The sequence below is a fragment of the Ochrobactrum sp. RH2CCR150 genome (assembly GCA_014138095.1).
Taxonomy (GTDB): domain Bacteria; phylum Pseudomonadota; class Alphaproteobacteria; order Rhizobiales; family Rhizobiaceae; genus Brucella; species Brucella gambitense.
Genome location: JACGXE010000003.1, coordinates 1 through 24135, shown reverse-complemented (window position 1 = coordinate 24135; position 24135 = coordinate 1). Strand labels below are relative to the sequence as shown.

Sequence of the window (24135 nt, the reverse complement as noted above, 5' to 3'; positions counted from 1 at the left end):
ATCTCATTGGAGTACCTCATGGCTGGCCAGCTCCTGCCCATCGCCGCCCTGCTTGCAAGCACGTTCCTGATGCTGCTCGCCGGTGGCCTCGCGGGTATTCTCCTGCCGTTGCGCGGCGGAATGGAGGGTTGGTCCACCACAACCATCGGCTGGATGGGCACGAGCTATTCGCTGGCATTCACCATCGGCTGCATCGTAGTGCCACATCTGGTGCGGCGTGTCGGCCATGTGCGCGTGTTTTCCGCTCTGCTGACCCTGCTGTCGATGGCGCTGCTTTTTCATGCGCTCGTTGTCAGCCCGGTGGCGTGGATGATCTTTCGCGGCGTCGCGGGCTTTTCCCTCGCGGGCGCTTACATGATCATCGAAAGCTGGCTAAACGAGCGCGTGACCAATGAATCGCGTGGGCGCATTTTCTCGATCTATATGATCATCACCATGCTCGGCCTGATGTGCGGACAGTATATCCTGCCCTTCGGCAATGCGATGACCCAGACGCTATTCATCATCTGTGCGATCATCTATGCCAGCGCCATGCTGCCCACTGCCCTGTCCAGCGCCCAGTCGCCAAACCCGCTGACGCAGGTTTCGCTGGATCTCAAAGGTCTTTACCGCCGCTCGCCTGCTGCTGCGGTCGGCTCGCTGATCGCCGGTATCGTTGCCGGTACATGGAACTTTCTTGCCGCCATCTATGGCGAGATGAATGGGCTTTCGACCTTCGGCATCGCGACCATGCTCGCCTCCGCAATGATCGGCGGCGCAATCTTCCAGTATCCGCTCGGCCGCGCATCCGACTTCGTGGACCGGCGCTATGTCATGGTGCTGGCCGGTATCATCGGCTTCGCCTTGTCACTGGTCATGGTGCTGTTCCACCCGACCACGCCCTATGCAATTTATGCAATGATGTTCCTGTTCGGCTCGGTGATCTATCCGATCTACAGCCTCAATGTCGCCCACGCCAACGACTATGCCGATGCCAGCGAATTCGTCAAAATCTCCGGCGGGTTGTTGATTATTTATGGTGCTGGCAGCGTGGTCGGCCCGGCGCTTTCCGGTCCGCTGATGGATGCCATCGGCCCTTCCGGATTCTTCGTGACCATGGCCGTTGCGTTTGGCGTTTACGGTCTGCATGCATTCTGGCGCATTCGCAGGCTACAGCGCCCGGCGATCAGCGAGCAGAAGACCGAATACAAGTTTCACACGCCGGACGGCCAGTCCACGCCGGAAACCATGCAGCTCGATCCACGCTCCGAAGGACCGCAGGAAACGGCAAGCTAGGCCGTGTTGACAAAGTGCGGCAGCCATATTTTGACGGCGGCGATAGCCAGGAATGCCTCAAAAGATTTTCTGGTTTTGTCGTATCGAGTGGCAATGCGACGAAACTGCTTTAGCCTATTGAACATACGTTCGATGCGGTTGCGATCCTTATAGGCCTGGAAGTCGCAAGCTGGAGGGTTTTTCCGGTTCGCTTTGGGCGGAATAACGGGCTTTATGCCACTGCACAGAAGAGCGTTCCGAATGTTGTCGCCATCATAGCCCTTATCGGCGAGCAACAGTCTGGGCTTTTTCACAGGAATGGACATCAAACCTTCAACTGCATTGTAATCCGAAGCTTCTCCGCCTGTTAGAACGAAGCCAAGAGGGCGTCCCTGACCGTCTGTACGGGCGTGGACTTTTGTCGTAAAGCCGCCGCGTGATCGACCAAAAGCCTCCTTATAAGTCCCCCTTTTGCGCCGGCTGCCTGAGAATGACCACGAACAGTCGTGCTATCGATCATATGTTGCCAGTCGTCAGTTAAGCCCAGTTCGACGAGCGTTTCCAAAAGCGCATCCCATACGCCTTGCTCTGCCCAGCGTCTAAATCGGACATAAACCGAATTCCATTTGCCATAGCGTTCATGCATGTCGCGCCAGGGGCAGCCAACTCGCAGAACATGAAGCATACCGTTGAGGTAACGGCGGTTATCCAAAGAAGGCCGGGACTTTCGGCCCCGCTCAGCAGGCAACAAGCCTTCAATCAGACCCCATTCCTGCTCGCTAAGATCGCCGCGCGTCATAACTGCCTCCTAAAAAGCAGTCTTGAATCACGCTTTAGCTGATTTGGGAATCCACTTTGTCAACGCGGCCTAGCTATTTTTTTACGCATTGTCCGACGCATCGAAGCGGGATAAGAAATCAGTCCAGTGAACTGATTTCCCCGCGTAGACGCTTCGCACTTTTGCTGGAAGTGCTCTAATTACTGGCCTTGTGGTGCGTTGATCTTATGCGGTTCGAGCGCGAGCCTGTGTTCGCGGTAGATGATGAAGCCGCCAGCCGCCATAACGATGACGCTGCCGACCAGCATTTCCAAAGTCGGCACATCGCCAAAAAGCAGAAAGCCGACCATAAGGCCCAACAGCATCGACGTGTATTCAAACGGCGCGATGGTGGACATCGGTGCGTGACGATAGCATTCAGTCAGCAGAATCTGGGCAATCCCACCCGCAAATCCCGCACCGACGAGCAGCGCCAATTGTGTCCAGCTGGGCACAACCCAGCCAAAAGGCAAGCTGACCAGTGCAATGACGCTGGCCGATAGCGAGAAATAGATCACGATGGTCGCCGTGCGCTCGGTTTGCACGAGCCGCCGCACCAGGAGCATGGCGATAGCGGACATGAACGCTGCCCCAAGCGCCGACAAAGCACCAATCGCCTCGTTCTGCCCGACATTGCCTTGCGAAAACAGCGTCAGGCGCGGCCAAATAATGATCAGCACGCCGAAAAGCCCGACCAGCACTGCGCTCCAGCGATAAAACCGGACGACTTCATGCAGAATGACTGCACCGAGAATCACCGTCATCAGCGGAGAGGCATAATTGATGGCAATCGCTTCCGGCAGCGGCAGCTTCATCAGCGCAAAGAAGCTCATCGTCATGGCGCATACGCCGACCAGTCCACGCCAGCAATGACTGAAACCATGTTGCGTCCGAAACGCGCCTGAAAGCTGTCCGCTCCATTTCAGGTAGAGCAGAACGGCAATCACCGCGAAAAAGGAACGGAAGAAAATGAGCTGCCCAAGCGGCACACCTTCAGCCGCTTTGAGCATCGTGGACATGCCAACAAAGATGGCAACGGAAGCAATCTTGAAACCGATACCAAGCATCGGGTTTGAATCAAGCCCTGCCGCCTCAACAGCTGCGCTCGCACGAGCGTTCACGATGCAATTCCCCACATATACCGCGTAAAACTTGCGGCCAAATAGTATGACCACATTGTTTTCTTATGCCTGTTTGCCATGAACTGCCAGCCATAGCGTTGTGTTCGGCAAATTTATTTGCCCGGCGCTCGTTTCTTGTCGTTTGGGCAAAAGCCGGGTACGAATCCAGCACAAGACTTCACAGAAAGAGTTCCGCGATGCGTACAGAAACCGGCCAGACATTTCGTCTCGAAGATTACCGCCCGACACCTTACGCGATACCGGAAACGAAGCTCGACTTCACTCTGGAGCCGGAGAAAACCATTGTCCGCGCCGAGCTGACCATCGAGCGCCGTCCGGCCACCGCGCCTGGCACGCCACTGGTCCTCGATGGCGACGAACTCAAGCTCGTCAGCATCGCTATCAACGGCACGCCACTTGCCGATAATAGTTATGTCGCGACGCCCGATCTCCTGACCATCAGCGATCTGCCGGAAGGTGAGCGCTTCACGCTGGAAATCGTCACCGCCGTCAACCCGACGACCAACCGACAGCTTTCAGGGCTTTATCGCAGCAGCAGTGTCTATTGCACGCAATGCGAGGCGGAGGGCTTCCGTCGCATCACCTATTACTATGATCGCCCTGACGTGCTTTCCGTCTATACGGTCCGTGTCGAAGCCGACCGTGACGCCGCGCCGATCCTGCTCTCCAACGGCAATCCGGTAGAAAACGGAACGACAAAAGGCAGCGCCAACCGGCATTTTGCGGTGTGGCATGATCCGCATCCAAAGCCGTCCTACCTCTTCGCGCTTGTTGCCGGTTCGCTCGGCGTTGTGAAGGATCATTTCACCACTGCTTCTGGTCGCCCAGTCGATCTCGCCATCTATGTCGAGCATGGCAAGGAATCACGCGCGCTTTACGCCATGGATGCGCTAAAGCGCTCCATGCGGTGGGACGAGGAAAGGTTCGGGCGCGAATATGATCTCGATGTTTTCAACATCGTCGCCGTATCGGATTTCAACATGGGCGCGATGGAGAACAAGGGCCTCAATGTCTTCAACGACAAATATGTGCTGGCCGATCCGGAAACCGCAACCGATGTGGATTATGCCGGCATCGAGGCTGTCATCGCACACGAATATTTCCACAACTGGACCGGCAACCGCATTACCTGCCGCGACTGGTTCCAGCTTTGCCTCAAGGAAGGGCTGACCGTCTATCGCGATCATGAATTCTCCGCCGATCAACGCTCGCGTCCAGTAAAGCGCATCGCCGAAGTGAAAATCCTGAAGGCGCAGCAGTTCCCGGAAGATGGCGGCCCCCTCGCCCATCCGGTGCGTCCGCGCGAATATCGCGAGATCAACAATTTCTACACAGCGACGGTCTACGAAAAAGGCTCGGAAGTCGTCCGCATGATCCGCACGATCATCGGTCCGGACCTATTCCGCAAAGGCATGGACCTCTATTTCGAGCGCCATGATGGCGACGCTGCCACCATCGAAGATTTCATCAAGGTCTTTGCCGACGTTTCGGGGCAGGATTTCGCGCAATTCGCGCTTTGGTACGATCAGGCAGGCACGCCGCGGGTAGACGTCGATTTCGACTACAACACGACGGCGGAAACCTTCACCATCCGCCTGCGTCAGACGCTGGCGTCAACACCCGGCCAATCGGTGAAAAAGCCGATGCATATTCCGATTGTTTTCGGCCTCATCGGCCCGGACGGCAAGGATATGAAGCCGGCTTCCGTCGAAGGCGGCGATGTGCATGACAATGTCATTCACCTGCACCAGTCAGCGGAGACCATTGTTTTCCATGGCATCAAGGCGCGCCCGGTTCCCTCGCTGCTGCGAGGCTTTTCCGCGCCGGTCAATCTCACCTCCCCACTTTCCGAAGAAGAGCTGACATTCCTCGCACTGAATGACAGCGATCCGGTTGCGCGCTGGCAGGCCATGAACAGCATTCTCACCCGCACTCTGCTCGAAGGGGCCAAGCGTGTTCGCGGCGGTCATAAGCCGGAGCTGAATGCCAAGGTTATCGAGCTGGTCGGTCGCATCGCATCCGACGAGACGCTCGATCCGGCATTCCGTGCGCTCTGCCTGACCTTGCCAAGCGAAAGCGATGTGGCCCGTGAAATGGGCGATAATGTCGATCCCGACGCCATTCTTGCCAGCCGCGACCACTTGATCGCCGCTATCGCATTGGCCTATGCGGCTGATTTTGCCCGGCTTTACGATGGGCTCAAGCAGACCGGCGCTTTCACGCCCGACGCGGAGGCCGCAGGCAAGCGCGCCTTGCGCAATGCGCTGCTGGATTATCTGAGCCGCCACGAAGGCAATCAGGGTCGCGCCGCCCTTCAATATGCGGGGGCCGACAACATGACCGACCGCTTCGCCGCGCTGACCGTTCTCGTTCACCGCTTCGGCGATACGGATGAAGCGCTGGAAGCCCTCTCCAGTTTCGAACAGCGTTTCGGCGGCGACGGACTTGTCATGGACAAGTGGTTCAATGTTCAGGCAACCCGCCCCGGCGAGCACGCGCTGAAAACCGTGCGTCAGCTTGCCGTCCATCGCCTGTTCTCGCTCGACAATCCAAACCGCGTGCGCTCGCTGATCGGCTCTTTCTCCGCTTCTAACCCGACCGGTTTCAATCGCAAGGACGGCGCGGCCTATGTGTTCTTCGCCGAGACGATCCTCGCTATCGATCCCGAAAACCCGCAGCTCTCTGCGCGGCTTCTGACGTCGATGCGATCCTGGCGGTCGCTGGAAGAAACGCGGCGCGAACATGCCCGCGCGGCTCTGGCCCGCATATCGGGCATGCCCAAACTTTCGACCGACCTGCGCGACATCGTGGATCGCACTCTCGCCTGATTCGCGGGCGGCAATCGAAGCAATCTGATTCGCTCCTGCCAGCTGCCGTTCAGCAGCTGACAGGGTGAACAGCTATGCGCTTTCGCCCTGCTCTGGCATGCTTCGGAAGCGACCAGGTTTTTCATGAGTCTTTTCATGAATTTAAGCGCGTCGGCTAAGGAAATGATTCCGGATAAAGGCTTGAGATTCATAAGAAAATCAATGTCGGCGAGTGGCCTTTTTTTACGTCTCGTTAACGAAATCGCTGGACAGCGCGAATCACTTTTGATTCATTGAATGCATTCGGAGGTGGCGTATTCCGAATCACTTCACTCGCAGGCATTTCACGAGGGACCAATCAGATGGCGAGCACCGACGCGTATGGCGCGCCGGCGGGGACGCATTGCGAATCCGGTCGGAAGAGAAAGAAAGGCAAGGTTTCGGGCCATGTCCGTCTTCTCGCGGGTCCGGCCTATGGCAAGTTTATCTCGATGGAACCCATTTTGCGCCGCCTCGTTCCCGCGCTGATCATCATCTTCCTTGTCATTCTCGGCGTCGCCCGTGTGTTTTCCATGCTGGCCTGGCACGACGATATCGAACAGCAGCACAAGGCGTCGCTGTCGGCAGCGACCGCCAATCTGGCGCAAATGATCGAGCGTGTGGCAAACGGCGCCAATGCAGGCACGCAGGTTTCCGCCAAGGACCTTCAGGACACCATTGCCGAGTTTCGCTCGCGCGGGCTCTCATCATCCGGCATGACGGTTGCCGTCGTTGACGGCCAGTCGTCGGTTGTCGCGGCTTCCGGCCCGCTCTCCGATTTATCCGACAAGCCGATTGATACGATCCTGTCGGAAGCGCAGCCGCTGTTCCTCTTTGCCGAACGCGCAGGCGTGCTGAAAATTCTGCTGCAAGGCGAAGCCGCCTATGGCGCTTTGTCCAAACCGCTGACCGCACCCTACTCCATCATTGCGACGGAAGCAGAGAATACGATCTTTGCGGAGTGGCGTCGCGCCGTCTCGCTGAATGTCACGCTCTTTGCTGGCACCACCGGCGTCATGTTCGCCATTCTCTACGCCTATTTCAGTCAGGCAGCGCGGGCACGTGAAGCCGACGACCTTTCCAATCAGATCCAGCTCCGGATCGATCTCGCCATGGCGCGCGGACGTTGTGGTCTCTGGGATTGGGACATGGCGCGCGGGCGCATCTACTGGTCGCGCTCCATGTATGAAATGCTGGGCTATGAAGCGCAGGATGCGGTGTTGCCATTCAGCGATGTCGCGGCAATCATCAATCCGGAAGATGGCGATCTCTATTCCCTCGCGGAGCAGGCGGCGGCTGGTGACTTCTCTCACGTGGACCGCGTGTTCCGCATGCGTCATGCAGACGGATCGTGGGTCTGGATGCGGGTGCGTGCTGATATCGCGGCGGAAGGCGACTTGCATCTGGTGGGCATCGCTTTCGACGTCAGCGAACAGCACCGCTTTGCGCAAGCGACGGCGGAAGCCGACATGCGCATCCGTGAAGCCATCGAAAACATTTCGGAAGCGTTCATTCTGTGGGATGCCAACAATCGTCTGGTGATGGCGAATTCCAAGTTCAGCGAATATGCGGGCCTGCCGGTCTGGACGCTGAAACCGGGTGTGCCACGCAATGAAGTTGACGCCCACACGCGTCCCTTCACCTTTGAGCGTCGCATGGCCAACGAACACAATCGCGCAGGCGGTCAGACCTTCGAACGCCAGCTCAGCGACGGTCGCTGGCTGCAGGTCAACGAACGCCGCACGCAGGATGGCGGTCTCGTCTCCATCGGTACCGACATTACCCAGCTCAAGCTGCATCAGGAACGTCTGGTGGATAGCGAACGTCGTCTGATGGCGACCATTCACGATCTGTCGATTGCGCGTAAGGGTGAGCGCGACCGTGTCCGCGAACTGTCGGAACTCGCGCGCAAATACGGTCAGGAAAAGGAACGTGCCGAAGCGGCCAACCGCGCCAAGTCGGAATTCCTCGCCAATATGTCCCATGAGCTGCGCACGCCGCTCAATGCGATCATCGGTTTTTCGGAGATGATCCAGGCCGGCACCTTCGGGCCGCTCGGCTCTGACCGTTATGAGGAATATATCAACGACATTCACACCAGCGGTAACTTCCTGCTGAACGTCATCAACGACATTCTCGATATGTCTAAGATCGAAGCCGGTCATTTCTCGCTCGATCGCGAGCAGATCGATCTTTGCCCGCTCATCAATGAGACGGTGCGCATGATTTCGCTGCAAGCCGACGAGAAGAACATCACGGTCGAGACACGGATCGAAGACGCCATGCAGCTCTATGCCGACCGCCGTGCGGTCAAGCAGGTGCTGATCAATCTCCTGTCCAACGCGGTCAAGTTCACGTCCCATAACGGACATATCACAGTGCGCGCCCGCAAGACCGGATCAGCCCTGTTCATGACCATTCAGGACACGGGCGTCGGCATTCCGAAGTCGGCCTTGAAAAAGATCGGCCAGCCGTTTGAACAGGTCGAAAACCAGTTCACCAAAACCCATAGCGGGTCAGGCCTCGGTCTCGCCATCACCCGCTCGCTCGCCGAGCTGCATGGCGGCTGGCTGCGCATCCGCTCGACCGAGGGCGTCGGCACGGTGGTTGCGGTCAGCATACCCGACCGCAAGGCGGTGCAGATAAGCGGGCACAGCGCCGCTATCCACGCTGCTTAAAATTAAGTGCTAACGAGCTTCTCAAAACTCGCGCGAACTTCCTTCGCCAGTTCGGTCAAATGATGTTCGACGCGCTTGATATCCGGCATATCGGCGGCGCGGCAGAGAAGATCGATCATACCCGGAATGAACTCGTCTCGCGGTGCATCGCTGCCGAGACACAAGCGAATGGTCTGACTCAAATTCGTGTAAAGCCGATGCGCTTCGACCAGACTGTCGGCAAGGGCGGGTTCCGCATAGGCCGGATCGAGCGAGCCAAGAACCTCTTCCGTTCCAAGTGGACGCGGCTTCTTCGTCACTTTTCCAACCAGAACCGCGAATTGCGCGATGAATTCCAGATCGACAATGCCGCCGGGCTTCAGCTTGAAGTCCCAGTCATCACGCGGCGGCTTTTCCTGATAGATCAGGTCGCGCATTTCGCGCACGTCCTTTGCGATCTTCTTCTCATCGCGCGGTGCCGACAGCACCTCATCGATCTCGGCCGTGATATGCGTGATGAAGCTCTCGTCGCCATGGATCGGGCGTGCCCGCGTGAGCGCCATGTGCTCCCAGGTCCAGGCCTCGGTCCGCTGATACTTGCCGAAGGATTCGATATGGGTTGCGACAGGCCCCTTGTTGCCCGAAGGGCGCAACCGCATGTCGACTTCATAGAGCACACCTTCCGCCGTCGGTGCGGACAGGGCGGCGATCAGGCGTTGCGTCAGGCGAATATAATATTGCGACGGAGCGAGCGGCTTTTCACCGTCCGATTCATCGGCATCCGTGTCGTGATCGTAGAGCAGGATCAGATCGACATCGGAACCTGCGGTCAGTTCACGACTGCCGAGCTTGCCCATGGCAAGCAGTGCGGATTTCGCGCCTTTGACCTTGCCGTGGCGGCGCTGCAATTCGGCTTCCACAGCCTCAAACGCCTTGCCGATCATCAGCTCCGCCAGATCGGAAAAAGCGCGCCCGGCGCGCACGCCGTCAATCGCGCTTGTCAGCAGGCGAATGCCGATCAGAAACCGATGCTCTGCCGCAAAGATGCGCAGACGATCCAGCACTTCCTCGTAGTCTGTCGCGGCCCCGAGAAACGCGCGCAGCCGTTCTTCCAGATAGGAGCGGGTCGGCATTTCTGAAAAGATTGCCGGGTCGAGCAGACCGTCAAAAACATGCGGATTGCGTGTGATGATTTCGGCCAGCCGTGGCGCAGCGCTCATGATCATCACAAGCAGATTGAGCAGGCGCGGATTGGATTGAAGCAGGCTGAAAAGCTGGATGCCCGCAGGCAGGCCTTGCAGGAAACTGTCGAAACGCAACAGCGACTCGTCGGCGCGCTTGGTCTCGGCGAAGGCGTTAAGGAGCGCGGGCGTCAGTTCGGTCAGGCGCTCGCGCGCTTCCGCCGACTGGGTGGCGCGATAGCGTCCGAAATGCCAGGTGCGGATGACCCGGCAAATGTCGCTTGGGCGTTCATAGCCCATGGCGGCGAGCGTCTCGAGCGTACCAGGATCATCCACATCGCCGGTGAAGACGAGATTGCCCGTCGAGGTGCCGAGTTCCGGTGCCTGCTCAAAAAGAGCCGCATAGTGCTTTTCAACGATCTTGAGCGCGTTGAGGAAAACATCCGAAAACTCAGCCGGATCGGCATAGCCCATCATATGGGCGACACGGGCAAAGCCTTCATCGTCTTCAGGAAGGATATGGGTCTGCTCGTCGGCGATCATCTGGATGCGGTGTTCCACATCGCGCAGGAAGTAATATTCCTTCGCCAGCGCATCGCGCGCTTTTTCCGTGATCCAGCCGCGCTCCGCGAGCTGGCCGAGCATGGGCACAGTCTGATTGCCGCGCAGTTCCGGAAAGCGCCCGCCAGCGATCAGCTGCTGGGTCTGGACGAAGAACTCGATCTCGCGGATACCTCCGCGTCCAAGCTTCACATTGTGTCCGCGAACAGCAATGTCGCCATGGCCCTTATGGGCATGGATCTGTCGCTTGATCGAATGGACGTCGGCAATCGCCGCATAGTCGAGATATTTGCGCCAGACATAAGGGGAGAGTTCGGCCAGCACCTGACGCCCGGATGCACGATCACCGGCGACGGGTCGCGCCTTGATCATGGCGGCGCGCTCCCAGTTCTGGCCGCGCCCTTCGTAATAATGCAGCGCTGCGCCAACGGGAATGGCGAGCGGTGTCGACCCCGGATCGGGACGCAAACGAAGATCGACGCGGAAGACGTAACCATCTGCGGTCCGATCCTGAAGAATGCGGACAAGCCGCCGTGTCAGGCGCGAAAACGTGTCCACGCATTCATAAGGATCGCCGATGGCCGGTTTGGTTTCGTCAATGAAGACGATCAGGTCGATATCGGAGGAATAGTTCAGTTCTCGCGCACCGAACTTGCCCATGCCCAGCACGATCCAGCCGCTGTCCTTGTCGGGCTTGTTGCGGTCTGGCAGCTTGATTTTTCCGGCTGCATCCGCGTCGCGCAGCAAGAAGCGCACGGCAGCACCGGTGCAGGCTTCAGCGAGATCTGTCAGCCAGCCGGTGGTGGCTTCCGTATTGAAGATTTGGGCAAGATCGCAAAGCGCGATCAGCACATGCGCTTCGCGTTTGAAGCGGCGCAGGTCAGTCATGAGCGAGGCTTCGCTCGCGCCATCCTCCATAGCGCAGAGCGAAACCGTCGCGAGAATGTCGTGCAATGCAGTTTCGGGCGAAGCAGAAACGATGCGGCTCAGAATAGTGGGATGCCGGGTCAGCGCCTCACGAATGAACGGCGACAGGTCAAGCACAGCCGACAGGAAGGCCGAAGCCTTCTTCTTTTCCAGCAGAGCGGCGACATCAGACAGCTCGTCCTCACGGGACCGCTCTACCAGATCGGCGAAGAAGGATCGCGCCCGCTCAGGATCGAGCGGCGTCAGCGCACAAAGGTCTCTCTCGAAAAACAGTTCCTTTGTATCGTCAGCCGCCATGATCCCCTCTTACATTTTGCTATTTCACCTCGCCATGCGGCAACGGAAACTCCAGAATGGCACGCAATCCCGGTTCGTTGCTTTCAAGACGAAGCGCGCCACCGTGCAACTTCATGACCGCCTTGGCAAGACTCAAACCGAGGCCGGAACCCGGCTGTGTGCGGCTTTCCTCAAGACGCACGAAACGTTCGGTTGCCTGTTCGCGCTTTTCCTCCGGTATGCCCGGCCCGTTATCGGCAACGATGATCCGCACCCAGTTGGCGTCGCGTTCCATAGCAAGCGACACGTCGGCCTCGCGCTCTTCGCCGCCAGCATATTTGATCGCATTGTCCACGAGATTGGAAACCGTCTGGCCGACAAGCTCGCGGTTGATGTGCAACACCACCTCGTCCTGAGCACCGAGCGTCAGCTTTACATTCGCATCTTCCGCGACTGGTTCGTACATTTCCGCTACATCCCGCACGATGGGGGCGACGGGCAGGTCTTCCAGGTTTTCCGCCGAATAGCCGGCTTCCAGACGCGAAATCATCAGGATCGCATTGAAAGTGCGGATCAGCTGATCCGATTCACCAATGATATCTTCAAGAGCCTCACGATATTCCGGCCCGATCTTCTTGCCGCCCAGGGCTTCCTCGGCGCGATTGCGCAGGCGAGTGAGCGGTGTCTTGAGGTCATGGGCGATATTATCCGAAACCTGCTTCAGCCCTTCGTTCAACTCCAATATGCGCCCGAGCATAACGTTCAGATTGCCCGACAGCCGGTCGAATTCGTCACCGGAACCGTTAACCGGCAGACGTCCGGTCAGGTCGCCATCCATGATGCGCTGCGATGCCTTGGAGACATCGTCGATGCGCTTCAAGGCGCGGCGTCCGACAAAGAGCCAGATCAGCAGCGCGCCTGCACCCATGATGCCAAGCGCCAGCATCAACGAGCTGCGGATGATATCGCGGAACCGCTCCGGCTCGCCCAGATCACGCCCCACCATCAGGCGCATGCCGTTCGGCAGCGCAATCACCACGGCGACGGCGCGATGGTCGCTTTCCGTCCCCTGCTCGCCATAGCGCTTGTAGACGAAGGCGCGCTCGACAATGCCGTCCGTGTCCAACACGCCGGGCTCAACACTTTCGACATTTCCGGCCAGAATGCGCCCCGTAGGGTCGGCAACCAGATAGAGATAAGCGCCCGGCTGGCGCGAACGATAATCAATGCTGCGCACAAGCTGCGGAATGCCGCCGCGCGCATAGCTCTTGCCGATGCTCGCTACTTCTTCGCCCAGCGCCTGCTGCGTCTGTGCGGTGAGGATCGAAGCCGACAGATTGGTCATGTAGAAGACCAGAGCGACAGCGCCGACGACGAAGAGAAGCAGATAAAGAGCCGACAGACGCACCGCCGTGGTGCGCATAAGCGCAGAAAACCGACCCATCAGTCCACCTTGGCGGCGGTCTGTTTGGTACGCCCGGCCTTCAGCATGTAACCCGCGCCGCGCACCGTATGCAGCAGCGGGCCATCAAAGCCTTTTTCGATCTTCGAGCGAAGACGGGAAATATGCACGTCGATCACATTGGTCTGGGGATCAAAGTGATAGTCCCAGACATTTTCAAGCAGCATGGTGCGGGTCACAACCTGACCGGCATGACGCATGAGATATTCGAGCAGACGGAACTCACGCGGTTGCAGCGTGATATCGACATCCTGACGGCGCGCCGTATGCGCAAGCCGGTCGAGTTCAAGATCGCCAACGCGATAGATCGTGTCGGCCTCACGCGGACTGGAACGGCGCTGCAAAACTTCCACGCGCGCCAGAAGCTCGGAAAACGCATAAGGCTTGGTCAAATAATCGTCGCCACCGGCCCGCAGGCCCGTCACGCGATCATCCACTTCGCCGAGCGCAGACAGAATCAGCACCGGCGTTTCCATGCCCTTGGCACGCAGGCCTGCCACGACGGAAAGTCCATCGCGTTTTGGCAACATGCGGTCCACGACCAACACGTCGTAAATGCCATTTTCGGCCAGTGTGTAGCCGGTCTCGCCGTCACCGGCGATATCTGCCGAATGCCCGGCTTCGCTGAAAGCTTTCTCCAAATAACGAGCAGCTTCGCGATCATCTTCAATAACGAGAATTTTCATGGCGCCACTTATAATTAACATTCGGAGATAAAGCGATGCCAGGCAGTTACATGCCTGGCATCCGGTTCTTTCAGAGGTTGTCGCGGATGCCGATCATCAACCCTGATCGATCGGCAGGGCCACGAAGCGGCTCTGATCATTGCTCTGCAGCTGCAGCAGCACGGCCTTGCGACCTGACTTGGAGGCTTCGCTGATGGCGCCGTTGATGTCCTTGGCAGACTTCACAACCTGATTGTTGACGCTGACGATGACATCACCGGAGCGAACACCGCGATCGGCGGCATCGCTATCGGGATCGACGTCGGTGACCACAACACCGGTGCCGTCTTCCGAAGGCGTGACGGTCAGGCCGTAGCTATCGAGCGTTTCATTCTGCTGACCGCCCTTACCTTCATCAGTCGCGCCGCCAGCCTGCTTCAGATCCTGCGGCATGGCTTCGATGGTGATGCTGATTTCTTCAGCCTTGTTCTTGCGCCAGACGCTGAGTGCAGCCTTTTCGCCCGGATTGATACCGGCGACCTTGCGGGCCAGATCACGTGGATCCTGAACCGGCTCACCATTCACGGCGGTTATCACGTCACCGGACTGAATGCCAGCCTTGGCTGCAGGACCATCCTTCTGAGGCGAAGCGACGATTGCACCCTTTTCCTCGGCCAGACCAAGCGAAGCAGCGATATCCTTCGTCACCGGCTGTATCTGCACACCAATCCAGCCACGTTCAACCGAGCCCTTCTTGATGAGCTGATCGACAACCTGTTTTGCGGTGCCCGACGGAATTGCAAAGGCGATACCTACGCTACCGCCCGAGGGCGAGAAGATAGCGGTGTTGATACCAACGACCTGACCGGACAGATTGAAAGCGGGGCCACCCGAGTTGCCCTTGTTGACGGCTGCATCGATCTGGATGAAGTCGTCGTAAGGACCGGCGCCGATGTCACGACCACGGGCCGAAACGATACCCGAAGTCACCGTACCGCCGAGACCGAACGGATTGCCGACTGCGACAACCCAATCGCCAACGCGAACCTGATTGTCATCGCCGAAAGCGACATAGGTGAACTTGCGCTTGGCGTCGTCGACCTTCAGAACGGCAAGGTCGGTGCGCGGATCGGTACCGATCAGCTTGGCGTCGAGTTCGGTGCCATCATCCATGATGACGCTATAGGCATCACCATCGGAAACGACGTGGTTGTTGGTGACGACATAACCGTCTTCAGAGATGAAGAAGCCCGAGCCCTGTGCGTATGGGCGTTCGTGGCCCGGACGGGCAGGACGCTTGCCGGGACCGCGATCAGGACGCGCGCCCGGACGCGCATCGCCACGCGGCGGCTCCATGCCGAAATCACGGAAGAAGCGCTTCAGCGGATGATCGTCAGGAAGCTGGTCGAAACCGCGCGATCCGAAATTCTGGCCACCGCCGCCATTGTCGGCTTCCTGCACGTTCTTCTTCACGGTCACGCTGACGACAGCCGGACGTACCTTTGCCACCAAATCGGCAAAGCCGACGGTCTGCTGCGGCGGCGTCACCTGAACGGCTTCTGCGCGGGCATCATTGAGTGCGCCAAGCGGGCCGGTCGCGACAAACGCGCCAGCAAGGGCAGCGCAAACTGCGACAGCTGCAACGCTCTTGCGATAATGGGAAGTGCTAGCTCTGGACATCTATTTCTCCTTACGAGCGGTAATCCGGCCTTCGCTCTCGTCTTGGGAAACGAGGCCCTGTAATTCCTTTATAGAGCGTAAGATAGTTAGAGCTACCTTACCGCTCAATTTCCGCAAGATGAAAGTTTCGTAAGGTTTGCGGCGAGCGAAGCAGAAAATCACTCTTAAATATTGAAAACTATTTATTATTGAGAAGGCGGGCGAGTTCGGCTTTTTCGCTTTCGGAAAGCGGCTGCGCCGCTTCACCGAGCCTGCGTCGCCCACGAAAGGCGAAGACAAGCGCCACAGCGCCGATCACAAGCACAATGACCGGGAAACCCCAGAGCAAAACCGTGCGGGCCGACAGGCGCGGCTTCAACAGCACGAACTCACCATAACGGGCGACGACAAAGTCGAGCACCTGAGTGTCACTGTCCCCTGCCTTCAGTCGATCGCGAACGAGAAGGCGTAGATCGCGGGCGAGTTCCGCATTCGAATCATCGATGGATTCGTTCTGGCAGACCATGCAGCGTAACTCACCGGAAATAGTGCGCGCACGCTTTTCAAGCACCGGATCGGGCAGAACCTCATCCGGATTGACGGCAAAGGCTGCCGTGCCCTGAAATACCAGAGCAATAGCGAGGGCACACATGGCGAAGAGTTTGCGCATCTTCATGCTGCTGCCTCCGCTTGCTGCGGCGAGGCCTTGCGCTTGGACGCAGGTGCGCCGACACGCAAACGACGGTCTGCGAGCGAAAACAGGCCGCCCAGCATCATGACCAATGCGCCATACCAGATCAGCGTCACTTGCGGCTTCCACCAGATACGAACGACCACTGAACCGTCTCCCGGCTCATCACCCAGCGCCACATAGACCTGACTGAACCAGAGCGTGCGAATGCCCGATTCTGTCGTCGGCATCTGGCGCGCCGGGAAAAAGCGCTTGGATGGCTCTATGCGGCCAAGATCGCGCGCACTGGAATCGAGCAGCGTAAACGTGCCGCGATTCTCCGTGAAGTTCGGGCCGGTCAAAGGCCGAAGCCCCTCAAACCGTAGGGTGTAGTCCTGAACTTTGACCGTGTCGCCTGCGCGCATGATCAGCACATTTTCGGTACCGAAGGTCGTCACGCTGACGATGCCGAGCAGGGTCACGCCAAGTCCGATATGCGCCAGAGCTGTTCCGAAAACCGAGCGCGGCAGGCCTTTGAAACGGGCCCATGCTTTCGTTACCGAAACCTTGCCAATACCGGCCTTTTGCACCAGATCGGTGAGGCTGCCGAAAATCAGCCAGGCGGCCAGACCGACACCGCAAGCCGCCAGCAGCGATTTTGCCGAAGTGCTCCAGAGCACGATACCGGCAGCCACCAGCGCCAGAGCGAACGCCGTCATCAAGCGCTGCGAAACGGCATAGAGATCGCCGCGTTTCCAGGCGAGAAGCGGACCGAACGGAACCGCACATAAAAGCGGAATCATCAGCGGCCCGAATGTCATGTTGAAGAACGGTGCGCCAACGGAAATCTTTTCGCCGGTCATGACTTCAAGCAGCAGCGGATAAAGCGTGCCGATCAGAACGGTCGCAGCGGCTGTGGTCAGGAACAGGTTGTTGAAGACCAGTGCCCCTTCCCGCGAGATCGGGTGGAAAATGCCGCCAGCCGTCAGGCTTTGCACGCGAAGGGCGAATAGCGACAGAGAGCCGCCGATGAAAATGGCGAGAATGGCGAGAATGAAAAGCCCACGGCCGGGATCGGTCGCGAAGCTATGTACCGAGGTCAGCACGCCGGAACGGACGAGGAAAGTTCCAAGTAGCGACAGCGAGAAGGTCAGGATCGCCAGCAGGACTGTCCAAATTTTCAGCGCAGAGCGCTTTTCCATGACCAGCGCGGAATGCAACAAGGCAGTGCCAACCAGCCAGGGCATGAAAGATGCGTTTTCGACCGGATCCCAAAACCACCAGCCGCCCCAGCCAAGCTCGTAATAGGCCCAGTAGGACCCCATCGCGATGCCGCCGGTCAGGAACATCCAAGCCACCAGCGCCCACGGCCGCACCCAGCGCGCCCATGCCGCATCGAGACGACCTTCCAGAAGTGCGGCAACAGCGAAGGAAAAGCAGACCGAAAAGCCGACATAGCCGAGATAAAGCAGCGGCGGATGAATGGCGAGTCCGATGTCCTGCAAGATGGGATTGAGATCGCCGCCTTCCATCGGTGCGGGAAGGATGCGCGTGAACGGGTTTGATGTGAAGATGATGAAGGCCAGAAAGGCCACCCCGATCCAGCCCTGAACGGCCAGAACATTGGCGCGCAAAGTTTCAGGCAGGTTGCCGGAAAATGCTGCGACCAGCGCACTGAAAAGCGTCAGGATGAACACCCATAGCAGCATGGAGCCTTCGTGGTTACCCCAGACACCGGTGATCTTGTAAAGGAGCGGCTTTTGCGAATGCGAATTTTCAACAACGTTCAGGATCGAGAAATCGGACACGACATAAGCGTGGACCAGAACCGCCGAAGACAGGCAGACCAACGCGAAAACTGCCAGCGCCGTTGGCACGGCCACCGACATGAGCTGCGTGTCGCGTCGGCGGGCGCCGACAACCGGCACGACCGATTGAACAATCGACAGCGCCAGTGCCAGCACCAGCGCGAAATGGCCGATCTCGACACTCATAGGCAGTCTCCCGATCTGTCCAAACGCTCACGCATCGTTATTTGCCCTCCCAGACGCCTTTGGCTTTCAGGCTGTCGGCAAGGTCTTTCGGAACATAATTTTCGTCATGCTTGGCGAGCACGTTGTCGGCGCGGAACACACCATCCTGTCCGAAGCGTCCTTCGGCCACCACGCCCTGCCCTTCGCGGAACAGGTCTGGCGGAATGCCTTCAAACACTACTTTCACGGTCTTGATCGTATCGGTGACCGTAAAATACAGTTCACTGCCATCGCGACGGACCGAGCCCTCCTCGACGAGACCGCCAAGACGGAAGCGCGAGCCCGAGGTCAATTCCTGTTCTGTCAGGTCGGCAGGCGTGCGGAAGAACCGGATATCCTGATTGAACGCCATCAGCATCAGCCCCACCGCCACGGCCAAAACCGCCAGCGCGCCGCCGATTAGCATAAGGCGCTTGCGTTTTCTCTGGCCGATTGTCCGGGCAAGACTGCTGGCGGGTTTCGGCTTGCGTGCATTTTCTTCTGCGGTCGCGCTCATTTTTGTGCCTCTAAGCCCAAGCCGGATGCGAAGCTGCGAAGCTCCGTCCGCTGTTCTTCCGCAAGGGCGGTCATGCCCCGGTTCAGGGCATCAAGCGCCGCATCACGGCGTTGCAGGATCATATAGGAGCGCACGAGACGCTTCCAGCCTTCGACATCCCCGCTATTCTGGCGAAGACTTTCATCCAGACGTTGAACCATGCCCTCAATCATCGCCTGACGATCTTCCGTCGACAGGGACGAAGCCGCCTCGATATCGTCGGAAGACGGACCTTTTTGCTGGGTTGGCTGATTGTCCGAAGGATTGCTCAGCCGCGCAATGGCTTGCTCGACCTGACCGCGCCAGGGCGCATCGGCTGGAGCCTTGTCCAGAAGTGTCTTGAGACGAGTAATCGCTGCATCCGGGCGACCATCCTGCATCTCGCCTTGCGCGAGGTAGAACTGCGGACGCGGATCGTTTGGCTCAAGCTCAACCGCCTTGTTCAGAAACGATTCCGCCTCAGCCGTGATCGTGCCACCAGAAACTGCGGCAAGCCCTTCCGCCAGACCCAGCAGACGCGGGAAGTTTTCACCGTCGATGCGCAGGGACGAACGATAGGCATTCACCGCATCGGCCGGACGGCCAAGACGCATGTAGATCGGCGCCAGCACATCCCAGCCGCGTGCATCATCAGGATTTTTCGCCAGATGCGCCTCCGCCCGTGCCACGAGTTCGTCAACAGAACCGCGATCAGGATTGTCAGAGAGACGCCCGGCAAGCGGCATGGAGGGCACGTCCGGCTTGCCGAAAAGCGGATAGACGCCCCAGGCGATCAGTGGCACGGCCAGCACAGCGATTAGCGCCAGAACACGACCTGAGCCCGCAGACTGCGCTGCGCTTGCAGCGTCCTGACTTTCTTTTTCAGCACTTAGAATGCGACGGGAAATTTCAATTCGCGCCTGTTCGGCGCTTTGCGCATCGATCATACCGCGCCCAGCATCGGCTTCGACTTCGCGCAGCTGATCGCGATAGACTTCTAGATCGTTCTTTTCTGCAGGCAAGAATGCCTGCTTGCGCCGCGTGAGAGGCAACAAGACAGCCAAAGTGGCTGCTAACGTCAATAATGCTGCAATCAACCAAAATCCCATGGCTACGACTTAAGCGCAGGCATGGGAAAAACCAACCACTACCTGTCGCAACTGGCCACCTAGGGCAATTCGCCGCAAAGGCGCACAGGCCGTTCCAGTGGTCTGTTTGCGACAGATCAGGTCAGCGGGGTCCAGCTTCCGTCCGTATTACGGCAGGCAGTTCCACGCACGGTTTGCTGCGAACCGCCAATGTCGAAGGTGTGCGAATACTGGCGGCAGTTCTGCGAACCAACCTGATAAGGCTGCGCAGCTGTCACATCACCGGAGTTCGACCCGGCGCTCCACGAAACAGCCTTCCCGGCTGGAGAATATTCCAGCGCACGATACTCGGCTTCCAGCGCCTTTCTCCGGTCAGCCGCGTTCAGCTGATTTGCGGTATTGCCGAGCAGGCCGTTGCCCAGCGATGCGAGCAGGCTCGATTCAGGTTTTGCGGGTTGTGACGATCCGCCAAGCGACGTCAGCCCCCTGCCGCCGCCCGATGTCCCGCATGCCGACAAGGCCAGCGACAGGGCAACCATGGTCGGAACAACCAGAGCCGGAGAAGAAAACCTGAATTCCATCATCATAACAAACCGGCCCTCATGAACCAATGAGCTTGCATATTATCGCATCATGCGATCTCTGAATGTCAGCTTCTTAGAGCATTTCGAGCAAAAGTGTGAACCTGTTTTGCATACGTAAATGCTAAAAAGCAAAGACCTCGCGTTAACTTAGAGCGCGTTGCGGTCAGATTCAATCAGACCTAACCGCGCGCCCCGCCTCGTTTCAAGGCACATCTTAATCTTCCGCAAGCGGCAACACGGTACGAACGCGCAAGCCTCCCATCGGACTTTTGTCCAGATGCAGCTGGCCGCCATATTCGCGAACCGTATCCTGCACGATTGCAAGGCCCAGACCAGTGCCCGGCTTTGTTTCGTCCACGCGGCTGCCACGTTTCAACGCGGCCTCGATCTTGTCATCTTCAAGCCCCGGCCCGTCGTCCTCGATGACGATTTCGAATAGCCGTAGCCCATCCAACGCTGCCCCCACGGCGATATTCACCCGGCGGCTTGCCCATTTCCCGGCATTGTCGAGAAGGTTGCCAATGATTTCCTCAAGGTCTTCCTTTTCGCCCGCGAAGATCGCGTGCGGAAAATCATTGCGCAAGCTGACATGGAGTGCAGGGTTAAGCTTGGCGGTTACGCGATGCATCCGCTCCATCACCGGCGCGACGGAAGTGCGGAAAACGACGCTGTCCCGCTGCGCGGCAATGCGCGCGCGTTGCAGATAATGCTGGATCTGCACCTGCATGGCTTCGCTCTGCTCCTGCACGACGCGCCCCTGATCGCCGCCAATGGCCCGACCTTCATTGACCAGTACGGAGAGCGGCGTCTTGAGCGAATGGGCGAGATTGCCGACCTGCGTTCGGGAACGCTCGACGATTCGGCGATTGTTTTCGATCAGCGCGTTCATTTCGCGTGCAAGCGGCGCGATTTCCATCGGCAAGGACGCATCGAGCTTCAATGAGCGCCCCTCGCGAATATCGGTCAGCGCCTGACGCACCTTATCCAGCGGACGCAAGCCGAACAGGATGATTGCGGCATTGATCAAAATACTGCCGATACCGAACACTGCAAGATAGGCGGCGAGCTTTGTCCTGAAATCGGAAATCTCGTCCATGACTTCGCTGAGGTTGCCCATCACGCGGAAACGGGCCACGCGGCCAGAATTGTCCAGCACGACTTCCGTTTCGACGATGAAAAGCTCTTCACCATTGAGGCCGGGCAATGAGTAGCTGCGCATGAATGAACTGTCGAAAGGCGCCTGTGTTATCGGCATTTCCGGGACGATGCGCCCAATCAGCGACGGTGATTCCAGCTTGCCGCTTACATTGGGTGCAAGCGGGTCCACCGACCAGTACCAGCCGGAAAGCGGGCTGGAATAGCGCAACTCGCCCAGTTCCGGGCGTCCCTGAAGCACGCCCTCCGGCGATACGCTGACAGCGCCAACAAGGCTGAATAGATGTGCTGTCAGAAGCCGTTCAAAATTGCTGCGGGCGGCATCGCTGTAAAGCGAACCGATGAGCGTTGCCACCACCACCAGCGCCGCAATCACCCACAGCGTCGACAATGTGACAACGCGAACGGCAAGAGAGCGGAGCGATGGGATGACGCGAAAACGCTTCAGTTGTCGTTCCCCTTCGGATCAGCGCCTGCATCGGAGCGCATACGATAACCCATGCCACGCACGGTCTCGATGAGATCGACACCCATCTTCTTGCGCAGGCGTCCGACGAAAACTTCAATCGTATTGGAATCGCGGTCGAAATCCTGATCGTAGAGATGTTCGACCAGTTCCGTGCGGGAAACAACCTCGTCCATATGATGCATGAGGTAGGACAGCAGGCGATATTCATGCGACGTCAGCTTCAGCGACACGCCCTCGACACTCGCCTTGGAGGTCTTGGTGTCGAGATGCAACGGGCCGCAGACGATCTCCGACGAGGCATGTCCGGCAGCACGGCGGATGAGCGCACGCAACCGGGCCAGAACTTCCTCGATATGAAATGGTTTGGCGACATAATCGTCGGCACCGGCATCAATACCGGCGACCTTGTCGCTCCAGCGGTCGCGGGCCGTCAACATTAGGACAGGCATGGCGCGCCCATTGCGACGCCAGCGTTCCACGACGCTGATGCCGTCGATACGCGGCAGGCCAATATCGAGAATCACCGCATCATACGGTTCCGTATCACCCAGAAAGTGGCCCTCTTCGCCGTCATAGGCGCTATCAACCACATAGCCTGCGGCAACCATCGCATCGGAAAGTTGCCGGTTCAGGTCCTTGTCGTCCTCAACAATCAGGATACGCAAGCGGGCTGTCTCCCTTCAACGGATCATATGCAACGGAAAAGCCGGTCTGCCTATGACAATGCAAACCAGTCATACCGGGCAAACCGGCTTCAAAACCCATGCCGGGAATTTTTATCGATTGGGCACAGCCACTTCGACGCGACGCGGACGTTCGCCGTCGCGGCCCGGAACGAGCACGACGACAACGCAGACCGGCGCCCCGTTCTGGGTAGACGGCGTGGCCTTGGCCAGCTGCCCGCCCTGTTTGGCGGCAACCTGTTCGCCCACGGCAGCACAGTCACCGGCAGCGGCGATCAGAAGATTGGAGGTCTGCGGCGTAGCAATCGGCATGGCGCCAGCATCGACAATGCCGCCGATGGGCAACAAGCCAAAACTCACCGCGAGAAGCGCGAAAACTTTGAGTGCAGAGTTCTTTTTCATCATGCCGCCTTATATAGCGCACGACAGCTGAACGATGCATGAACAGGCTGTTCTCGCTATAGACCTTAAAGGATAATTTCCCCTTGCTATCACGCTTTGTGAAATTATGAAATGCGCGAAGTTGCCTTGATGCGACCGAATATCGTAACAATTCCGGCGATTGCAGCGGCCAGCTGCAGTAAAACATCCGTTAGCGCAACTTGATCAATCACGTTGTCTGCTACCCCCGAAAGCGCCCGCGAACCCCAGAATAATCGAGACCAGGCCCGCCCAGACCGTGCAAGAAAGATACTAGGCTTTGTCGTCTGTCATTTGTTTCTGCAAGAAATTATAAGCCAGCGGCCAATTGGAGTACAGCCGGATCACCGGCCCCGATTGTTGTGCTGACCATCGTAACGCGCAGCTCAAACGCACCAACACCCACGTCAGGGGTGCGAATCGCTTTGGCATAAATCCACACCGGGGAAGTGACCTGCTCGCGCCGCACAGCGCACCTGACGCTGCCATTAACCGTACCTAGGCAAAGGCTTGGCGCGCGAGATCTTCTCTGCCTCCTCCGCTAAACCCAAACTTCTTCAAAAGATCAAGAATGTTACATTGTTAAACGCACGTATCAGAACAACGGACGATCCGCATGATAACGCTGCATTCTGCCCGGCCTGGAGAAGAATACATACCGCACGAAGAGAGTCTCATACCTAGCAAGTTTTGGTGGAAAACTTAAAACACCTCGGCTGAATGGCTCAAACGAGGCATAATTGCTGGCATCTTTAAGACCATCACCTGCGATTATTTTCCAAATTTAGTCACACATTGCCGTTCTTGTCGGAAGAGACATGCAGCAGAGATGAGTGTGTTTGCCGCTTTATGAAGCACTTGAGAAATCCCAGCGTCCACCAAGCAGCAAAACTTGCTGACGCCGATCCCATCAACATCAGTTCGGTGTTATCAAATGTCACCGTGAGGCCAAACGAATTAGAAATTCTAACTGCAACCTGGAATAGCCCCCTAATTGCCCGGACAGTTTCTGCCACTTAAATAAGTGATAGGACTACTGTTCACATTATGACTGGTAATAGCATTAAGATGG

At 58.0% G+C, this 24135-nt stretch carries 17 protein-coding genes and 1 pseudogene; 3 read left to right on the top strand and 15 right to left on the bottom strand.

The window, feature by feature from the left end; translation table 11 throughout:
• Window positions 1-18 precede the first annotated feature (18 nt).
• Window positions 19-1275 (top strand): MFS transporter, encoded by a 1257-nt coding sequence (locus tag FHW03_RS07525; protein WP_182520092.1) that lies wholly within the window; start codon window positions 19-21, stop codon window positions 1273-1275.
• Here the strand turns inward: FHW03_RS07525 and FHW03_RS07520 are convergent.
• Both FHW03_RS07520 and FHW03_RS07515 read right to left on the bottom strand, forming a co-directional pair.
• Window positions 1272-2053: pseudogene (locus tag FHW03_RS07520) on the bottom strand (IS5 family transposase). The gene FHW03_RS07525 and the pseudogene FHW03_RS07520 sit on opposite strands and share 4 nt — an antisense overlap.
• A gap of 179 nt (window positions 2054-2232) precedes the next feature.
• Window positions 2233-3138 (bottom strand): DMT family transporter, encoded by a 906-nt coding sequence (locus FHW03_RS07515; RefSeq protein WP_210277216.1) that lies wholly within the window; start codon window positions 3136-3138, stop codon window positions 2233-2235.
• A 251-nt stretch (window positions 3139-3389) separates the two neighbouring features.
• Here FHW03_RS07515 and pepN point away from each other — a divergent pair, with 251 nt between their 5' ends.
• Window positions 3390-6041: an aminopeptidase N gene (gene pepN, locus FHW03_RS07510; protein ID WP_182520090.1), complete on the top strand. Its 2652-nt coding sequence runs from the start codon at window positions 3390-3392 to the stop codon at window positions 6039-6041.
• Between the two features lie 341 nt (window positions 6042-6382).
• Window positions 6383-8737 carry an ATP-binding protein gene (locus tag FHW03_RS07505; protein WP_182520089.1) on the top strand — a complete coding sequence of 785 codons (2355 nt, stop codon included), beginning with the start codon at window positions 6383-6385 and terminating at the stop codon, window positions 8735-8737.
• Between the two features lie 2 nt (window positions 8738-8739).
• On the opposite strand, the gene FHW03_RS07500 is transcribed toward FHW03_RS07505, so the two are convergent.
• The 13 genes from FHW03_RS07500 to FHW03_RS26045 all read right to left on the bottom strand — a co-directional run bounded on the left by FHW03_RS07500 (window position 8740) and on the right by FHW03_RS26045 (window position 24079).
• Window positions 8740-11682, bottom strand: a complete 2943-nt coding sequence (locus FHW03_RS07500; RefSeq protein WP_182520088.1) for a bifunctional [glutamine synthetase] adenylyltransferase/[glutamine synthetase]-adenylyl-L-tyrosine phosphorylase — start codon at window positions 11680-11682, stop codon at window positions 8740-8742.
• Window positions 11683-11701: 19 nt separating this feature from the next.
• Window positions 11702-13108 carry a HAMP domain-containing sensor histidine kinase gene (locus FHW03_RS07495; RefSeq protein WP_182520462.1) on the bottom strand — a complete coding sequence of 469 codons (1407 nt, stop codon included), beginning with the start codon at window positions 13106-13108 and terminating at the stop codon, window positions 11702-11704.
• Complete coding sequence (locus FHW03_RS07490) at window positions 13105-13809, bottom strand: response regulator transcription factor (protein WP_182520087.1); 705 nt, start codon at window positions 13807-13809, stop codon at window positions 13105-13107. Before FHW03_RS07490 ends, FHW03_RS07495 begins: the two co-directional genes overlap by 4 nt.
• A gap of 96 nt (window positions 13810-13905) precedes the next feature.
• Window positions 13906-15468: a Do family serine endopeptidase gene (locus FHW03_RS07485; RefSeq protein ID WP_182520086.1), complete on the bottom strand. Its 1563-nt coding sequence runs from the start codon at window positions 15466-15468 to the stop codon at window positions 13906-13908.
• Window positions 15469-15646: 178 nt separating this feature from the next.
• Window positions 15647-16123 carry a cytochrome c-type biogenesis protein gene (locus FHW03_RS07480; protein ID WP_182520085.1) on the bottom strand — a complete coding sequence of 159 codons (477 nt, stop codon included), beginning with the start codon at window positions 16121-16123 and terminating at the stop codon, window positions 15647-15649.
• Window positions 16120-18111 (bottom strand): heme lyase CcmF/NrfE family subunit, encoded by a 1992-nt coding sequence (locus FHW03_RS07475; RefSeq protein WP_182520084.1) that lies wholly within the window; start codon window positions 18109-18111, stop codon window positions 16120-16122. The genes FHW03_RS07480 and FHW03_RS07475 overlap by 4 nt, the downstream gene beginning before the upstream one ends.
• A gap of 37 nt (window positions 18112-18148) precedes the next feature.
• Window positions 18149-18646 carry a cytochrome c maturation protein CcmE gene (gene ccmE, locus FHW03_RS07470; RefSeq protein WP_078340166.1) on the bottom strand — a complete coding sequence of 166 codons (498 nt, stop codon included), beginning with the start codon at window positions 18644-18646 and terminating at the stop codon, window positions 18149-18151.
• Complete coding sequence (gene ccmI, locus FHW03_RS07465) at window positions 18643-19773, bottom strand: c-type cytochrome biogenesis protein CcmI (RefSeq protein WP_182520083.1); 1131 nt, start codon at window positions 19771-19773, stop codon at window positions 18643-18645. Before ccmI ends, ccmE begins: the two co-directional genes overlap by 4 nt.
• Before the next feature lie 116 nt (window positions 19774-19889).
• On the bottom strand, window positions 19890-20339 hold the full coding sequence (locus FHW03_RS07460) for a hypothetical protein (protein WP_182520082.1): 450 nt from the start codon (window positions 20337-20339) through the stop codon (window positions 19890-19892).
• A 211-nt stretch (window positions 20340-20550) separates the two neighbouring features.
• Window positions 20551-21882 carry an ATP-binding protein gene (locus FHW03_RS07455; RefSeq protein ID WP_377514381.1) on the bottom strand — a complete coding sequence of 444 codons (1332 nt, stop codon included), beginning with the start codon at window positions 21880-21882 and terminating at the stop codon, window positions 20551-20553.
• Window positions 21883-21935: 53 nt separating this feature from the next.
• Entirely contained in the window at window positions 21936-22625 is a 690-nt protein-coding gene (locus tag FHW03_RS07450) for a response regulator transcription factor (RefSeq protein WP_182520081.1), read from the bottom strand.
• Window positions 22626-22736: 111 nt separating this feature from the next.
• Window positions 22737-23045: a hypothetical protein gene (locus FHW03_RS07445; RefSeq protein WP_182520460.1), complete on the bottom strand. Its 309-nt coding sequence runs from the start codon at window positions 23043-23045 to the stop codon at window positions 22737-22739.
• 806 nt (window positions 23046-23851) lie between these two features.
• Window positions 23852-24079 (bottom strand): DUF6107 family protein, encoded by a 228-nt coding sequence (locus FHW03_RS26045; RefSeq protein ID WP_377514379.1) that lies wholly within the window; start codon window positions 24077-24079, stop codon window positions 23852-23854.
• Between the last annotated feature and the right edge of the window lie 56 nt (window positions 24080-24135).

Excerpts from the sequence above, each read along its gene's own strand:
- FHW03_RS07490 (WP_182520087.1), bottom strand. The coding sequence starts at position 13,809 with ATGAAAATTCTCGTTATTGAAGATGATCGCGAAGCTGCTCGTTATTTG.
- ccmI (WP_182520083.1), bottom strand. The coding sequence starts at position 19,773 with ATGGGATTTTGGTTGATTGCAGCATTATTGACGTTAGCAGCCACTTTG.
- FHW03_RS07445 (WP_182520460.1), bottom strand. The coding sequence starts at position 23,045 with ATGAAAAAGAACTCTGCACTCAAAGTTTTCGCGCTTCTCGCGGTGAGT.
- FHW03_RS07500 (WP_182520088.1), bottom strand. The coding sequence starts at position 11,682 with ATGGCGGCTGACGATACAAAGGAACTGTTTTTCGAGAGAGACCTTTGT.
- FHW03_RS07485 (WP_182520086.1), bottom strand. The coding sequence starts at position 15,468 with ATGTCCAGAGCTAGCACTTCCCATTATCGCAAGAGCGTTGCAGCTGTC.
- FHW03_RS07515 (WP_210277216.1), bottom strand. The coding sequence starts at position 3,138 with ATGCTTGGTATCGGTTTCAAGATTGCTTCCGTTGCCATCTTTGTTGGC.
- FHW03_RS07525 (WP_182520092.1), top strand. The coding sequence starts at position 19 with ATGGCTGGCCAGCTCCTGCCCATCGCCGCCCTGCTTGCAAGCACGTTC.
- FHW03_RS07505 (WP_182520089.1), top strand. The coding sequence starts at position 6,383 with ATGGCGAGCACCGACGCGTATGGCGCGCCGGCGGGGACGCATTGCGAA.
- FHW03_RS07460 (WP_182520082.1), bottom strand. The coding sequence starts at position 20,339 with ATGATGATGGAATTCAGGTTTTCTTCTCCGGCTCTGGTTGTTCCGACC.
- ccmE (WP_078340166.1), bottom strand. The coding sequence starts at position 18,646 with ATGAGCGCGACCGCAGAAGAAAATGCACGCAAGCCGAAACCCGCCAGC.
- FHW03_RS07475 (WP_182520084.1), bottom strand. The coding sequence starts at position 18,111 with ATGAGTGTCGAGATCGGCCATTTCGCGCTGGTGCTGGCACTGGCGCTG.
- pepN (WP_182520090.1), top strand. The coding sequence starts at position 3,390 with ATGCGTACAGAAACCGGCCAGACATTTCGTCTCGAAGATTACCGCCCG.
- FHW03_RS07480 (WP_182520085.1), bottom strand. The coding sequence starts at position 16,123 with ATGAAGATGCGCAAACTCTTCGCCATGTGTGCCCTCGCTATTGCTCTG.